Genomic DNA, 16067 nt, shown 5'->3' with positions numbered 1-16067 from the left:
GATGTATCAACAAATGTTAGGGCGGCACACCAAAAACAAAGGCGAACCAATCGGTTCGCCTTTGTTTATTTAGATTCTACAAAAATTAATCTTCGTAGTTATCGATGCTTGGGCATGAACAGATTAGGTTACGGTCGCCGTATACGTTATCCACGCGATTTACCGTTGGCCAGTACTTCCAAGATTTGGTCGCTTTAGACGGGAAGCAGCCAATCTCGCGAGAGTAAGGGCGGTCCCAATCTTCAGCTGAAAGATCAACTTGTGTGTGTGGCGCGTTAACAAGTGGGTTGTTATCCAGTGGCCATTCACCGTTTTTCACTTTCTCCATTTCTTCGCGGATAGCGATCATCGCATCACAGAAGCGGTCCAGCTCTTCTAGATCTTCCGATTCCGTTGGCTCAACCATTAGCGTGCCCGCTACAGGGAACGACATAGTTGGTGCGTGGAAACCGTAGTCCATTAGACGTTTCGCGATGTCTTCTTCGCTGATACCTGTTTCTTCTTTCAGCGGACGAATGTCGATAATACATTCGTGCGCTACGCGGCCATTTTTGCCACGGTAAAGAACAGCGTAGTGTTGGCGAAGTGTTTCCATCACGTAGTTTGCGTTCAGAATTGCTACTTTTGTAGCATCTGTTAGGCCAGCTTCGCCCATCATTGCGATGTAAGCCCAAGAGATAGGCAGGATAGAAGCGCTACCCATATCTGCTGCTGATACTGCGAAATCTGCGCCTTCTACACCGTCTTCAATATGCCCTGGTAAGAAAGGAGCTAGGTGAGATTTCACACCGATAGGACCCATACCCGGACCGCCACCACCGTGCGGGATGCAGAAGGTTTTGTGTAGGTTTAGGTGAGAAACGTCTGAACCGATGAAGCCTGGTGATGTTAGACCAACCTGCGCGTTCATGTTAGCGCCGTCTAGGTAAACCTGACCACCAGCGGCATGAACCATTTCACACACTTCTTTCACTTTCTCTTCGTAAACGCCGTGCGTAGAAGGGTAAGTGATCATAATGCTTGATAGGTTGTCTTTGTGTTTCTCGATTTTCGCTGCTAGGTCGTCGATGTCGATGTTGCCTTCTTCATCACACTTAACCACAACCACTTTCATTGACACCATAGATGCTGTCGCAGGGTTAGTACCGTGCGCAGAGCTTGGGATCAAACATACGTTGCGGTGACCTTCGCCACGGCTTTCGTGGTAGCGTTGAATCGCGATAAGACCTGCGTACTCACCCGATGCACCAGAGTTTGGTTGTAGTGAGAATGCGTCATAGCCAGTGATTTCACATAGCTTTTCTTTAAGATCTTTTGCGAGTGCTGCGTAACCAGCTGCTTGTTCTGCTGGTGCGAACGGGTGGATCGAACCAAACTCAGGCCAAGTTACTGGAATCATCTCTGCTGCTGCGTTCAGCTTCATCGTACAGCTGCCCAGTGGGATCATGCCGTGCGTGAGTGAGAAGTCTTTGTTCTCTAGCTGTTTTAGGTAACGCATCATCTGTGTTTCGCTGTGGTGCGTGTTAAACACAGGGTGTGTTAGATATTCTGTTGTGCGGCGCAATGCTTCTGGAATGGCTGCAAACTCGTTGCCTGCGATTTCAGTTGATAGTGCTGCGACTTCTTCTTTCACACCGAATACTGCGAATAGGGCTTCTACATCTGCCACGGTTGTGGTTTCGTCGAAGCTCACACCTAGCTGAGTACCCAACTTACGTAGGTTGATGTCTGCGGCTAGTGCTTTCGCGTATAGGTCTTCAGTTTGTGCACCTGTGTTGATAGTGATGGTGTCGAAGAAGCTGTTGTGAGCAAGCTCGAAGCCGCCTTTAGTTAGGCCAGCGGCTAGGATGGCTGTCATGTGGTGCGTACGACGAGCAATCGTGCGTAGACCTTCTGCGCCGTGGTAAACCGCGTAGAAAGACGCCATGTTCGCTAGCAGTGCTTGAGCAGTACAGATGTTTGAAGTCGCTTTTTCACGACGGATGTGCTGTTCACGCGTTTGCATTGCCATACGCAGTGCTTGGTTACCGTTGGTATCGATAGAAACACCGATAACACGACCAGGCATTGTACGCTTGTGCTTATCACGAGTTGCCATGAAAGCAGCGTGTGGACCGCCGTAACCCATCGGCACGCCAAAACGTTGTGCTGAACCGATTGCTACGTCTGCGCCCATTTCACCTGCAGGTTTAAGTAGGGTAGAAGCAAGAAGGTCCGTTGCTACAGTCACTAGTGTTTTGTTTGCTTGCGCTTTAGCGATGATGTCCGTTAGGTCACGAACTTCACCTGTTGTACTTGGGTATTGAACTAGTGCACCGAACACGTCTTGCTCTGGTAGTGATTCTAAAGAACCAACCAAGACTTCAAAGCCGATGAATTTCGCACGAGTTTTTACCACTTCGATGGTTTGTGGGTGAACGTCGTCAGCAACGAAGAATACGTTGCTCTTGCTTTTACCCGCACGCTTACAAAGTGTCATCGCTTCTGCTGCTGCCGTTGCTTCATCGAGCAATGACGCGTTCGCGATTTCCATACCAGTAAGATCCATCACCATTTGTTGGTAGTTTAGAAGTGCTTCTAAACGACCTTGTGAGATCTCTGGTTGATAAGGGGTGTAAGCAGTGTACCAGCCCGGGTTTTCCATCACGTTGCGTAGAATCACGTTCGGCGTGAAGGTGTTGTAGTAACCCTGACCAATGAATGTACGTTTAACTTGGTTCTGATCGGCGAACTTACGCATGGCTGCCAGCATGTCTGCTTCGCTTTTCGCTTCTGCCAAGCTCATTGGTTGCTCTAGGCGAATTTGTGCTGGTACGGTTTCGTCGATAAGCGAATCTAGGCTAACTGCGTTGATCGCTTCCAACATTTTCTGTTGGTCAGATTTGTTTGGTCCATTGTGGCGAGCAACGAACTCGTTTTGTGTGCTGAGGCTTTGAAGTAATTCAGTCATTGTCCTTTACCTACTCCTTGGTTCGGGTAACGGATTTGCGTTACTGATAAATTAAATTATACGTCCGAACCTAGAAAAAAAGCTGTTCTCTAAACAGGCTAGGGAACAGCTTTCGTCACATCCTAATTACTCTTCTTCGATAGAGTTTAGGTATTCGTCTGCGTCTTTCAGGTTATCTAGTTCAGATACATCAGACATCTTCACTTTTACGATCCAGCCACCTTCGTACGGCTCTTCGTTAATTAGCTCTGGGCTGTCTTCTAGTTCTTCATTGATTTCTACGATTTCACCAGTGATTGGTGCGTAGATGTCTGACGCTGCTTTTACAGATTCAACGAGAGAGAAGCTTTCACCTGCTTCAACTTCGTCTTCTACGTCTGGTAGGTCAACGAATACCACGTCACCTAGCATTTCTTGTGCATGCTCAGAAATACCAATTGTTACTGTGCCGTCACCGTTGTCACGTACCCACTCGTGGCTATCTGCAAACTTCAGTGTTTTGTCCATTGCTTAATCTCCGAATAACTTGTCAGGAATTATTATGATTTCAAAAAAATCGTTTACTGGTATAGAGGAAAGCGACTGCAAAGTTCTTTTACTTCTTTGCGAACGCGTTTTTCAACTTCTGCGTCACCTTCAGGGTTGTTCACTAAACCGTCCAGTACGTCACCAATCCAATTACCGATGAGTTTGAATTCTTCAGCGCCAAAGCCGCGGCTTGTACCCGCAGGCGTTCCTAAACGGATGCCCGATGTAATCATAGGCTTCTCTGTATCGAATGGGATGCCATTTTTGTTACATGTGATCCCAGCACGCTCTAGAGCTTCTTCTGCTTTATTGCCTTTCAACCCTTTCGGACGAAGGTCAACCAGCATTAGGTGCGTGTCTGTGCCACCAGTTACGATGTCGCAACCGCGAGTTTGCAATACTTCCGCTAGGACTTTTGCGTTATTGATCACCGAATCAATATAAGTTTTAAATTCAGGGCCAAGCGCTTCACCAAATGCGACCGCTTTGGCTGCGATAACGTGCATCAGTGGGCCACCTTGTAGGCCAGGGAATACGGCTGAGTTGATTTTCTTAATGATGTCTTCGTGGTTAGTAAGAATCATACCGCCGCGAGGGCCACGCAATGTTTTGTGTGTTGTAGTCGTAACAACGTGTGCGTGTGGCAATGGGCTAGGGTGTGCGCCTGTTGCGATAAGACCAGCGATGTGCGCCATGTCGACCATAAGAATTGCATTTACTTCGTCTGCGATTTCACGGAATTTTGCAAAGTCGATAGTACGTGGAATAGCGCTACCACCTGCGATGATCATTTTAGGTTGGTGCTCAAGTGCTAGCTCACGAACATCTTCGTAGTTAATTTCTAGTGTTTCGCGATCAACACCGTATTGAACTGCATTAAACCATTTACCAGAAAGTGCAGGGCGTGCGCCGTGCGTCAGGTGACCACCTGCGTCTAAAGACATACCAAGAATGGTGTCACCAGGTTGAAGCAGTGCCAGCTTTACTGCGCCGTTTGCTTGTGCCCCTGAGTGTGGTTGAACGTTTGCGTATTCACAATTGAAAAGTTTTTTTGCGCGTTCGATAGCAATGGCTTCCACTGTATCTACGTGCTCACAACCACCATAGTAACGGCGACCTGGGTACCCTTCAGCGTATTTGTTTGTTAGGCATGTGCCTTGAGCTTGCATTACCGCTTTAGAAACAATGTTCTCAGAAGCGATAAGTTCGATTTGTTCGTTTTGGCGAGCGGATTCCGCTTGAATTCCAGCAAAGACAGCATCATCTGTCGCAGAGAGGTTGGTAGAGAAAAAGTTTTCCAAGCTGTGGTTAGGGTAACTCTTATTCATGGTAGTTGACCTTCCAAATCTGAAAATGAACCCGCAATAGATGAGTTATGATTTGCGGTTGTGGTTCATTTATCCTCAAAAACAGCTGAACTGCGTAGCAGAACAGAGTGAACATCCGGCCCTAAATTTGGGCAAAAACTCCGTTGGATTGCGTGTTTCTTTTACCAATCTCTTACGGAAATATGCATCTCTACATCTAACAAGTTGGTAACATAGCGCCTGTGGCGGGAACAATCAACCAAAAATTTCCTATAGGAAACAAGATTTCAAAATTTGTTAACAAGAGCACGGTTTAATTCACTTGGTGGACTTCTATCCACTATGTGCTTCATGCACAATGCGAGTAAGACAAAAAATATGGATATCTATAGAGGGATTTATGGCAGAAAGTATTTACGATGAATACCCATCGATGACGTTGGCAAAAGAGCAACATGACCAAAATATTGAGCCGTTAAAACTGGGCCAGCGTATTAAGGATATCCGCTCGAAACTCGGTATCACATTAGAAGAGGCCAGTCAGCGAACCGGGCTTGCTCGATCTACACTGAGCAAAATAGAAAATGAGCAGATCTCCCCGACGTTTCAAGCGATGCAAAAATTGGCACTAGGCTTACAAATTGACATGCCACAACTCTTTGAGCCACCTAGAAAAAAGGTAGCGACAGGGCGCAGGGATGTTACCAAGAAGAATGAAGGTAAACCACACCCAACACAAACCTATGAACATGAACTGCTCGCGACACAACTTTCCAATAAGAAAATGATGCCGTTTAAGAGCCAAATTCGAGCTCGTAGTTTTGATGAATATAAAGACTGGGTTCGTCATGACGGCGAAGAATTTTTACTTATCTTATCTGGCGAGGTTATGTTCTATTCTGAGTTTTACGAACCTGTTGTTTTAAGCGAGGGAGACAGCGTTTATTACGATGCAAATATGGGACATATGTTGACCAGTGTTAGCGAGGAAGATGCGCTCATTTTGTGGGTGACAGCCAAATAGTGATAAATACTTGTAAATTTCCTATAGTGAAAGCAAACGATTGCTGTTGGTGGTCGTTATGATGAAAAGGCGCTTTTTTGATGAGAACTTGCTCATTAAAGCGCTTTTTTTGTACGATTTGTTGTGATTAAAATGTTAAGAGTCACACTTTTGCAAGTCGATCTACGTCTTGTTCGTGCAAAATAGAATGAGCCATGTTTATTATTGGAAACACATCGAATGCCGATAGCATTCTCGGGTCTATCTAAATGGAGACGAAAATGACTCAAGAACTACTGAAAACACCACTACACGCACTTCACGTTGAAGTTGGTGCCAAAATGGTCCCGTTCGCGGGTTACGATATGCCTGTTCAGTATCCTCTAGGCGTAAAGAAGGAACACTTACATACTCGTGATGCGGCAGGTCTGTTTGATGTTTCTCACATGGGACAGCTTCGCCTAATTGGTGACGGTGCAGCTGCGTTCCTAGAAACATTAGTCCCAGTGGATATTGTGGATCTTGAGTCTGGTAAACAGCGTTACGCTTTTTTCACTAATGAAGAGGGCGGCATCATGGACGACTTGATGGTGGCTAACCTAGGCGATCATCTGTTTGTGGTTGTGAACGCAGCATGTAAAGCGCAAGATATCGCACACCTACAAGCGCATTTACCATCTGGTGTTGAGCTAGAAATTATCGAAGACCGAGCTCTACTTGCAATTCAAGGCCCTAAAGCGGCGGCTGTATTGGCGCGTTTTGCACCAGAAGTTTCTGAAATGCTGTTCATGGATATTCGTAAAGTCGATATTTTAGGCGCCGAGTGCATTGTTTCTCGTAGTGGTTATACAGGCGAAGACGGTTACGAAATTTCGGTTCCTGCTGACAAAGCGGAAGAGCTAGCACGGAAACTGACTGCGGAAGATGAAGTTGAATGGATTGGCCTTGGTGCTCGTGATTCGCTTCGTCTTGAGTGTGGCCTTTGTCTATACGGTCATGACCTAGACACAACAACAACACCTGTTGAAGCGAGCTTGCTATGGGGTATCCAAAAAGTTCGTCGTATTGGTGGTGAACGTGAAGGTGGTTTCCCTGGCGCAGACATTATTCTTAAGCAGATTGAGACTAAAGATGTGGCGCGTAAGCGTGTGGGTCTAGTAGGTCAAACCAAAGCGCCAGTGCGTGAAGGTGTTGAACTGTTTGATGCTGACGGCGTTAAAATTGGCGTTGTAACCAGTGGTACGGCGGGCCCGAATGCAGGTAAGCCAGTCTCAATGGGGTATGTTCGTGCGGATTTGGCGGCGATTGGTACTGAAGTGTTCGCTGAAGTGCGTGGCAAAATGCTACCAATGACAGTTGAAAAAATGCCGTTCGTACCACAACGCTACTACCGTGGTTAAAACGAATTGAAACAAAAATGCCGAGCTTTGTAGCTCGGCATTTTTATGTCTTCTTTTCGCTTGTTTGCTTTTAGTTTACTGCTTCATCAATAGTACAGCACATATCAATAACGATATCTTCAAGCTTTTCCGGATGAATCATCTCTTCTTTTGGGATCCCAAATTGAGAGGCCATAATGGTATTAAACAATTCCCAATGCTTGAGCAGCAGTTTTTCGCGATTATCTGCAATATCCGGCCATGTTTCTTGCATCATTGGTGCGAGACTGACAGCACCATGTGCGAAGATCAACATTTGCCACTTTGATTCCCACTGATCAAACTGTGCATTAGGGTTTTCGCTGTTGTACTGCTCGAAAATTCCGGTAAATATCGCAGCGAACTCATCTTTTGACTTTAAGAAATACTGCAGCAGAGCACCGTCATCGCCTTGTCGAATAGCATCGGCGATCATCTGTACTGGGTGAGGGTTGACAAGAGCAAATGCTAGCATGCGAACCATAAACAGATAAATTTTTCTATTCGAAGGTGTGTTCTCCGGCATTTCATTGATGAGTTCAGCCATATAGCACTGCATGAACTCGTCCATTGCATCGCTAACCGCTTGCCAGATTTTCTCTTTGCTGCCGAAGTGGTGACGGATCAAACTATGTGAAACACCAGCCTTTTCACTGATATTGCGCAGCGAGACACGCTCGTAACCAAGTTCACAAAACATATCTGCTGCCACTTTAAGGATCAGACACTTAGTTTGTTCTGCTGCTTCAGCACTTCTACGCCCCTGCTTTCTTTCATTCATAGTTCGAATTTTCCCGAATATTAATCACGCGCTTACTTTTACCAGAAACCGAACGCTTTGACTAATTAATTTGCTATCCACCTGGAAAATATGTTGATCAATTTCAAATTCTGCTTATACTGCACGGCTGTGTAATATATAAAACCTACGGAGAAAGCGGGTGCGAAAACAATATTTAAAGCGCACTTTAGTTGGCGCAGTGGTGACATTAAGTCTTTCTGGGATGCTAACTGGGTGTAATAAAGCCATTTCTGAGCCGTCTGAACCTTTAATCAAACCTGTTAAATTACTGGCGGTGAAAGACCTAGAACTTGAAGACTCGCACGCCTTTTTAGCGCGTATTGATGCAACACATCGCGCGCAGCTTTCTTTTCAGGTTGGTGGAGAGGTTGATGAATTACGTGTACGCATGGGTCAAAAAGTCCAAAAAGGTGAAGTGCTCGCAACGTTAGACCCTAAAGATCTTCAGCTTGCGTTAGATGCCGCTCAAGCGCAGTACGCGTTAGCGAAAACACAATGGGACCGCGCGAAAAACCTTTACGGAAAAAAACTCATTAGTACTGATGAGTACGATCAGAAAGAAACTCAATATAAAGCGGCATTGGCGAACTACGAACAAGCTAAAACCGATTTGAGCTATACCAAAATTCACGCACCGTTTGATGGCATTGTGTCATATACCTATGTCAACCCGTTTCAAGTAGTAGCAGAGAAGCAGGAGATCTTGAATCTCATTGATAACACGACGTTGGATGTATCTTTCACCTTGCCAGTAAGTTATGCGGAATCTGTATCACTTGAGTCACTGCAAAACTCCGATATGTGGGTGACGATGGATAGCGAGCCAGGAAAACGTATCCCTGGGCAATTTAAAGAAATTTCGACGCAGCCAAACATCGATACCAATAGTTATGAGGCGATCGTGACCATCACTCGACCAGAAGATCGCAATTTGCTGACAGGTATGACTGGGCAGGTACACATTGCTAAACAACATGTATCGGACGCGATGACGTTACCTCAGTCTGCTTGGGTCAACAAAAATGGGACGCAAGGTGAAGTTTGGGTAATGGACAGAAGCACGCAGCAGGTCAATAAAGTCACAGTTTCACTTGATGCAGCAGGTGGTGTGAAAGCCGGGCTTGATAACAATGATTACGTTGTTATTGCTGGTGTTGAGAGGCTGGTTGAAGGACAAGTGGTGAAAGCTTGGGTTCGTGAGGGAGGCATTTAATGAAACGTTCTCTACTTACGATCTCTGCGATTGCACTTGCAGTTTTAACAGGGTGCAAAAATGAAAACCAAGCTATCGTCGAGCAGCCACTTTTTGTGTCGACTATCTCGGTGGATGCACCAGTACAAAGTCAACATCGCGCGTTCAAAGGCATAGTAGTGCCTGCAGAGCAAACGCCAATGGCATTTCGCCGCGCTGGGGAAGTTCAGCACGTATTGGTTAAAGCGGGTGACGTTGTTAAGCAGGGGCAAATGATCGCAAAGCTAGATGATAGCAAAGAGAAGCAAGCCGTGAATGACGCAGAAGCACAATACACACTTGCAATTCGTCAGCTTAAACGCGGTGAAGACTTGCATGCACGTCAAATGATTTCAAAAGCGGAACTTGATGAGCTAACCGCCAATAAAGAGCTAGCTGAGGCTACTTTCTATAACGCGACCAATCAATTGAATTACACCCGTTTATTCGCCCCGTTCGCCGGTAAAGTATCCGATGTTTTCAAAGAACGTTTTGAGCGTGTGGCAATTGGTGAACCCGTGTTAAACCTATACCAAAACGATTTGGTTTACGTGCGCATTGAGCTTTCTGACAATGTTTTAGCGATGGTAGACCCAAACTCAGACAGCATGAGCTACAAGCCTAGAGCAACCTTCTCCGGAATCGATGGCAGATTTGCTTTGGACTATTTAGAGCACACAAGTGAACCCAACGCTGAAACTCAAACCTACGAAATGTACTTGACGATGCCACAGCCAAAAACAGAGATATTGCCGGGAACCAGCGTAAGCGTTTTGGTCGATATGGTGAAGGCGGGCATTACCTCTATTGATGGTTACAGTGTTCCTGTCACGGCGCTTCAAGCAGGCAGTGAAGGGAATGAGTTCTTTGTGTGGAAAAAAGAAGGTGACATTGTCACACGAGTGCCTGTCATGATTTCTCAAGTGAATGGCAATGGAGCCATTGTGTCGTCAGGTGTTAGCCAGGGCGATATTCTGATTAATTCAAATCTGCGTAAATTACGCGAAGGTAAACATGTGGATGTTGTGGAGAATAACCAATAATGAACATTGCTGAGTATTCAATAAAAAACAAAGTCATCAGCTGGTTGTTCATTATTATCCTTGCTGTTGGTGGTTTAACGTCATTTTTGGAGCTTGGACGATTAGAAGACCCGGCATTTACGATCAAAGATGCCATGATCATCTCAACATACCCTGGCGCGACGTCAAAAGAAGTTGAAGAAGAGCTGACGTATCCTCTAGAAAAAGAGATTCGAAAACTCCCTTATATCGACAAAATTACCTCTACGTCTTCTAATGGTATGTCTCAAATAACGGTGAGCATGGAAATGGACTATGGTCCTGATGAACTGCCGCAAATTTGGGATGAAATGCGCCGTAAAATTAATGATTTACGACCATCATTGCCTCAAGGTGTTCAGTCTTTACAGGTCATTGATGATTTCGGTGACGTTTATGGCGTGATGTTAATGCTCACTGGTGACGATTACGACTATGTAGAGCTGAAACGTTATGCGGATTACCTGACCCGTGAAATCGAGCTTGTTGATGGTGTTGGTAAGGTAGACATCACGGGCGATCAGCAAGAAATGCTATTCGTTGAGATCTCACTTGATCGCCTTGCTGCACTGAACTTAGACATGAATGTGGTTTCGAGCTTGTTGAACCAGCAAAACAATGTGGTTTCAGCAGGTGAAGTGATGGTCAATGGCGAAAGCCTTGTTATTCGCCCAAGCGGCACCTTAAACACTGTAGAAGCACTAGAAAATCTGATCATTCATGGCCGTGACACAGGAAATCTAATTCGTCTAAAAGACGTAGCAACGATTTCTCGCGGTATTCAAGAGAAGCCAAGCAACGTCGTACTCTTTAACGGTCAAAAAGCGATTAATATCGGTATCTCGTTTGCATCGGGTGTGAACGTGGTTGAGGTTGGTGAACGTTTGGATGCGGAGCTCGCGAGCCTTGAGTCTATCAAGCCTGCTGGCATCGATATGAACTACTTTTACAACCAAGCCAATGAGGTGGATGAATCTGTTAAAGCGTTTGTAATTAGTCTAGCGGAGGCAGTGGCGATCGTAATCATTGTGTTGCTGTTTACTATGGGTTTACGCAGTGGTGTCATCATTGGAGTTGTGTTGTTATTGACGGTATTTGGTACCTTCATTTTGATGAATTACAACAACATCGAACTGCATCGTATTTCTCTTGGCGCGTTAATTATTGCCTTGGGTATGCTGGTTGATAACGCGATTGTTGTCGTGGAAGGCATATTGGTTGGCCTAAAGAAAGGGCGTACCAAAGTTCAAGCGGCTGTCGATATTGTAAAGCAAACACAATGGCCTTTGCTGGGCGCAACTGTTATTGCAATTACGGCTTTTGCACCTATCGGCTTGTCGCAAGATGCGACAGGTGAGTTCATGGGCTCTCTATTCTGGGTGCTGTGTTTCTCACTATTTTTAAGCTGGATTACCGCTATTACACTGACGCCTTTCCTTGCCGATCTTTTGTTGAAAGAGGAAAACAAAGAGCAAGGTACTAGCGAAGATGATCCTTATAAAGGCTGGTTGTTTGTCGTATTTGGGGCATCGCTGAAATTTGCATTGCGATTCCGCTGGCTTACCGTTGCTGGCATGGTGGCGCTATTAGTGGGTGCTGTCGTGGCATTTGGTAATGTAAAACAGCAGTTCTTCCCACCATCGAATACGCCGATGTTCTACGTGGATATGTGGATGCCAGAGGGTACTGACATCCGTGAAACGATCAAAAAAGCTGAAGAGGTCGAAAGCTACATTCGTCAGCAAGATGATATTGACTTTGTTTCTGCTTCGATTGGGCAGGGCCTACAGCGTTTTGCTTTAACCTATCAACCAGAAAAAAGTTACGAAGCGTACGCTCAGTTCCAAGTTCGCGCGACTGATCGTGAGAAAATGTTTGGTTTGCTGCATAAGTTAGATGCGAATCTGGCGAAAACATTTGATGCGCCTACGTTCCAGTTTAAATTGATGGAATTTGGTCCATCACCAGCGTCTAAGATCGAAGCGCGTATTACTGGCCCTGAACCACAAGTTTTACGTGACTTGGCGGTGCAAGTTGAAGACATCCTTCATACCGACCCTGGTGCTCGAAACATTCGTCACGATTGGCGAGAGCGCACCAAGGAACTTGTACCCGCTTTCAATGAGTCTAAAGCTCGTCGCTTAGGTATTTCGAAAGAAGATCTTTCAAGCACACTGCAAATGGCGTTTGGTGGTAGCACCTTAGGTTACTTGCGTGATGGTACACATACGTTGCCAATTATGACACGTCTTCCTGAAGAAGAACGCGTAGATTTTGAATCACTACAAAACGTGACCATTTGGAGTCCTTCGTTGCAAACGTATATTCCGGTTGATCAAGTGATTGATGGCGTTCAACTGGATTGGAGTGAGCCGCTAATTCAGCGTCGTGACCGTAAGCGTACGTTAACCGTTCTCGCGGACCATGATGTGTTGAGTGACGACACGGCAGCAAGCTTATTTGCTCGTGTACAGCCTAAAGTGATGGCATTGCATGTTCCAGAAGGATACGAAATCACATGGGGTGGTGAGTACGAATCATCCAAAGATGCACAAGAAGGCCTATTCGGTTCATTGCCGATGGGTTACTTGTTGATGTTCATCATTACTATTTTATTGTTTAACTCAATCAAAAAGCCGTTGGTAATTTGGTTCACCGTTCCGTTAGCGATCATTGGCGTTGCTTTTGGTTTGCTTACCACGAACATGCCGTTCAGTTTTACAGCATTCCTTGGTTTGTTAAGCCTAAGTGGCATGATTTTGAAAAACGGTATTGTGTTGCTTGACCAAATTAACCTTGAGTTGGAGTCAGGTAAAGATCCTTACCTCGCGATTGTCGATAGTGCGATAAGCCGCGTTCGTCCGGTAAGTATGGCTGCCCTAACAACTATCTTGGGGATGATACCACTGGTCTTCGACGCCTTCTTTGGCTCGATGGCAATAACGATTATGGCAGGTCTTGGTTTTGCTACTGTACTGACACTGATAGTGGTGCCAGTGATGTTTGCAATTCTGTTTAGGGTAAAACCGACCACTGCATAGGGACTCCTGGCTATTTGCCAGCTTCCTGCCTAGCCCTGAAGGTTTTCTTCGGGGCTTTTTTGATCTTACTAATACATACCAAACCATTCATTTGCTTGATTTTAATGATTTTCTTACGATTACAATGCAAATCATGCGTATACTGATGTAACGACACATCAAAGATTGAGATTACATGAATAAGCGCATATTAAACGGACTCTTCTTCGTTGGTTCTTTCACCTTGGTTGGCTGCACCGCGACGAATAGCATGCCGACAGAAACCAAACAACCTGCCCCTAAAATTAACAGTGTTAGTGCCGAAGTCATTTCCAGTTGGATTGATAGTAAGGTTTTAGCCCCTGAAGGGCTGTCGCTCGAGCAAGACAACCTACGTTATCTATCGGGTAGCGCCGACCTAAACAGCGACGGAAAGGCAGAACACATAGTGTTGCTTCAAGATCGCTATTTCTGTGGTAGTGGTGGCTGCTCTGCATATATGTTTGATAATGAGGGAAACGTTATTAATCGAATGTCGGTAACTCGCACGCCTATTGTACTAGCCGACAGTTACAGTAATGGTTGGCAGGACTTTATCGTTTGGAGTAATGGCTCATATCGACTCATGAGTTACAACGGTGAATCTTATCCAAGTAACCCGTCACTAGAGCCAAAGGTGGATCGAGACGCTAACCAGCAGGCGGCAATCGCAAATGTAATGGCGACAGAGCTTTATCAGCAAGACGGCTATGACATTCTGCCCGCAGATTCAAAAACCTTGTGGACGCCAGCTAACGTTTACCACTTTACCTTCAAGCACTACGGTGACCCGCATAGCGCTTATCAAGCAACGGTGGATATGAGCAGTGGGGAAGTAGACATTGTAGCCGTTCCGGCTGCGGAATAAAAAACACCTCCCTTAACCGGAATCAAAGGGAGGTGCTAAATGCCAAATTCGAGGGTGGCATTGTTAACCGGAGTCGCTCTAATTAAGCTGCGACTTCTTGTTTCGCTTCTGCTTTGCTTTTTAAGAATGCGTAAGTAAAGCCAGTTACCGCTGTACCTGCTGCAATAGCCACTAAATACATTAATACTGGTGAAATTGCGTTAGGAATTAGCAGCACGAATAGACCGCCGTGTGGTGCCATTAATTTCGCACCGAATAGCATCGATAGGGCACCAGTAAGCGCGCCACCTGCCATACAAGATGGAATCACGCGCATTGGATCTTTCGCAGCAAATGGAATTGCGCCTTCAGAGATGAAACAAAGGCCCAAGACAAATGATGCTTTACCTGCCTCACGTTCATTTTGTTCAAATTTGTTCTTCGCAATGAAGGTCGCTAAACCCATACCTAGCGCAGGAACCATACCTGCGGCCATGATTGCCGCCATTGGCGCGTAAGTTTGTGAAGCCAAAAGGCCAACACCAAATGCGTAAGCGGCTTTGTTTACTGGGCCTCCGAGGTCGAAACACATCATTGCGCCAAGGATAATACCCAGTAGTACTGCACTGTCAGATCCCATGTTGTTTAGGAAGTCAGTCAGGCCGTTCATGATGCCTGAAACTGGGCCGCCTACGATGTAGATCATCACAAGACCAGTGAACAATGTTGCCACAAATGGAATGATCAGAATCGGTTTAAGCGCCTCCATCGATTGTGGCAGTTTCACCTTATCTGCGAGGAGTTTCGCTGCGTAACCGGCAATGAAGCCAGCTGCGATACCACCTAGGAAACCAGCACCCGTTGAACTTGCTAGCATACCACCAACAAGACCAGGAGCCAGACCAGGACGGTCAGCGATTGAAAACGCAATATAGCCAGCAAGTACAGGAATCATCAATGCGAATGCAGAGCCACCACCAATGTTCATCAAGGCTGCTGCTAGTGTGCCTTCTTCTTTAAATGCTTCAATACCGAACACGAAAGATAGAGCGATGATCAAACCACCTGCAACGACGACAGGAAGCATGTGCGAAACACCCGTCATTAGATGTTTGTAAGCGCCTTTTTTCTCTTCGGTGGAAGATGAAGAGTTAGCTGAACCAGAATGTTGATACACCGTGGCTTGCTCGAATGCTTTGTCCATCTCTTCGGCTGTTTTCTTCAGAGCTGGGCCTGTTTTCGTGCGGTACATCTTTTTGCCGTTAAAGCGCTCAAGTGGCACTTCAATATCCGCAGCAATGATCACCAGATCGGCATCTGCAATTTCTTGCTCAGTCAGTTGGTTTTTAGCGCCAACTGAACCACGAGTTTCCACCTTGATTTGATGGCCACGACGCTTGCCTTCTTCTTCTAAAGCTTCTGCCGCCATAAAGGTATGCGCAACGCCAGTAGGGCATGCCGTGATTGCAACAATCTTCTTTGATGCTGATGTTGCTTCAGCAGTGATAGGGGCTGCAAGTGTGGTTGCTTTTTCAAGTAAAGTGGCGTTTTCAACCGCTTGCTGGAGAAACGCAGTTGCGTCTTTTGCTACTTCGCTAATTTCCGCTTGGTAAACCTTTTTTCCTACAAAACGAGAAGTGTCGACGCTAGTATTTGCCGCAATGACAATGACTTCTGCTTGTTCAACGTCAGCTTCCGTCAATAGTGTTGGTTCAACCACACTTGATTGACATTCTATTTTGGCATTCCAGTTTAATTTTGCGGCGGCTTGTTCTAGTAATCCTGCCGCAAGGATGCTATTTGCTACACCGCTCGGACAGGCAGTAATAATGGCAATATTCATACGATAACCTTCTGTTCC

The 16067-nt window shown here is 45.8% G+C and carries 11 protein-coding genes; 6 read left to right on the top strand and 5 right to left on the bottom strand.

What is annotated here, in order from left to right; genetic code table 11:
* Positions 1-85 precede the first annotated feature (85 nt).
* The 3 genes from gcvP to R7P36_RS03360 all read right to left on the bottom strand — a co-directional run bounded on the left by gcvP (position 86) and on the right by R7P36_RS03360 (position 4806).
* Positions 86-2950, bottom strand: coding sequence for an aminomethyl-transferring glycine dehydrogenase (gene gcvP / locus R7P36_RS03370; RefSeq protein WP_213899970.1), 2865 nt, complete (start codon positions 2948-2950; stop codon positions 86-88).
* 126 nt (positions 2951-3076) lie between these two features.
* Positions 3077-3457 carry a glycine cleavage system protein GcvH gene (gcvH, locus tag R7P36_RS03365; RefSeq protein WP_005376432.1) on the bottom strand — a complete coding sequence of 127 codons (381 nt, stop codon included), beginning with the start codon at positions 3455-3457 and terminating at the stop codon, positions 3077-3079.
* Between the two features lie 53 nt (positions 3458-3510).
* Positions 3511-4806, bottom strand: coding sequence for a serine hydroxymethyltransferase (locus tag R7P36_RS03360; RefSeq protein WP_005376430.1), 1296 nt, complete (start codon positions 4804-4806; stop codon positions 3511-3513).
* A 379-nt stretch (positions 4807-5185) separates the two neighbouring features.
* On the opposite strand from R7P36_RS03360, the gene R7P36_RS03355 reads away from it, so the two are divergent.
* Positions 5186-5809 carry a helix-turn-helix domain-containing protein gene (locus R7P36_RS03355; protein ID WP_005376429.1) on the top strand — a complete coding sequence of 208 codons (624 nt, stop codon included), beginning with the start codon at positions 5186-5188 and terminating at the stop codon, positions 5807-5809.
* Positions 5810-6069: 260 nt separating this feature from the next.
* Positions 6070-7188, top strand: coding sequence for a glycine cleavage system aminomethyltransferase GcvT (gene gcvT, locus R7P36_RS03350; protein WP_017820967.1), 1119 nt, complete (start codon positions 6070-6072; stop codon positions 7186-7188).
* Between the two features lie 70 nt (positions 7189-7258).
* Here the strand turns inward: gcvT and vdeR are convergent, their stop codons facing one another.
* A complete protein-coding gene (gene vdeR, locus R7P36_RS03345; RefSeq protein ID WP_172563784.1) occupies positions 7259-7987 on the bottom strand; it encodes an efflux transporter transcriptional repressor VdeR in 729 nt (242 codons plus the stop codon).
* A gap of 160 nt (positions 7988-8147) precedes the next feature.
* On the opposite strand from vdeR, the gene R7P36_RS03340 reads away from it, so the two are divergent.
* From R7P36_RS03340 to R7P36_RS03325, 4 genes are all read left to right on the top strand, one after another.
* Complete coding sequence (locus R7P36_RS03340; RefSeq protein WP_017820965.1) at positions 8148-9221, top strand: efflux RND transporter periplasmic adaptor subunit; 1074 nt, start codon at positions 8148-8150, stop codon at positions 9219-9221.
* Positions 9221-10282, top strand: coding sequence for an efflux RND transporter periplasmic adaptor subunit (locus R7P36_RS03335; protein WP_005376420.1), 1062 nt, complete (start codon positions 9221-9223; stop codon positions 10280-10282). The genes R7P36_RS03340 and R7P36_RS03335 overlap by 1 nt, the downstream gene beginning before the upstream one ends.
* Complete coding sequence (locus R7P36_RS03330; RefSeq protein WP_213899971.1) at positions 10282-13341, top strand: efflux RND transporter permease subunit; 3060 nt, start codon at positions 10282-10284, stop codon at positions 13339-13341. The genes R7P36_RS03335 and R7P36_RS03330 overlap by 1 nt, the downstream gene beginning before the upstream one ends.
* Before the next feature lie 175 nt (positions 13342-13516).
* Complete coding sequence (locus R7P36_RS03325) at positions 13517-14227, top strand: hypothetical protein (protein WP_054575158.1); 711 nt, start codon at positions 13517-13519, stop codon at positions 14225-14227.
* Positions 14228-14309: 82 nt separating this feature from the next.
* Here the strand turns inward: R7P36_RS03325 and fruA are convergent, their stop codons facing one another.
* Positions 14310-16049 carry a PTS fructose transporter subunit IIBC gene (gene fruA, locus R7P36_RS03320; RefSeq protein ID WP_017634192.1) on the bottom strand — a complete coding sequence of 580 codons (1740 nt, stop codon included), beginning with the start codon at positions 16047-16049 and terminating at the stop codon, positions 14310-14312.
* Between the last annotated feature and the right edge of the window lie 18 nt (positions 16050-16067).

The sequence above is a fragment of the Vibrio sp. 397 genome (assembly GCF_033339395.1).
Taxonomy (GTDB): domain Bacteria; phylum Pseudomonadota; class Gammaproteobacteria; order Enterobacterales; family Vibrionaceae; genus Vibrio; species Vibrio alginolyticus.
This window is presented reverse-complemented; position numbering and strand designations above follow the sequence as displayed.

Excerpts from the sequence above, each read along its gene's own strand:
- gcvT (WP_017820967.1), top strand. The coding sequence starts at position 6,070 with ATGACTCAAGAACTACTGAAAACACCACTACACGCACTTCACGTTGAA.
- R7P36_RS03335 (WP_005376420.1), top strand. The coding sequence starts at position 9,221 with ATGAAACGTTCTCTACTTACGATCTCTGCGATTGCACTTGCAGTTTTA.
- vdeR (WP_172563784.1), bottom strand. The coding sequence starts at position 7,987 with ATGAATGAAAGAAAGCAGGGGCGTAGAAGTGCTGAAGCAGCAGAACAA.
- fruA (WP_017634192.1), bottom strand. The coding sequence starts at position 16,049 with ATGAATATTGCCATTATTACTGCCTGTCCGAGCGGTGTAGCAAATAGC.
- gcvH (WP_005376432.1), bottom strand. The coding sequence starts at position 3,457 with ATGGACAAAACACTGAAGTTTGCAGATAGCCACGAGTGGGTACGTGAC.
- R7P36_RS03355 (WP_005376429.1), top strand. The coding sequence starts at position 5,186 with ATGGCAGAAAGTATTTACGATGAATACCCATCGATGACGTTGGCAAAA.
- R7P36_RS03330 (WP_213899971.1), top strand. The coding sequence starts at position 10,282 with ATGAACATTGCTGAGTATTCAATAAAAAACAAAGTCATCAGCTGGTTG.
- gcvP (WP_213899970.1), bottom strand. The coding sequence starts at position 2,950 with ATGACTGAATTACTTCAAAGCCTCAGCACACAAAACGAGTTCGTTGCT.
- R7P36_RS03360 (WP_005376430.1), bottom strand. The coding sequence starts at position 4,806 with ATGAATAAGAGTTACCCTAACCACAGCTTGGAAAACTTTTTCTCTACC.
- R7P36_RS03325 (WP_054575158.1), top strand. The coding sequence starts at position 13,517 with ATGAATAAGCGCATATTAAACGGACTCTTCTTCGTTGGTTCTTTCACC.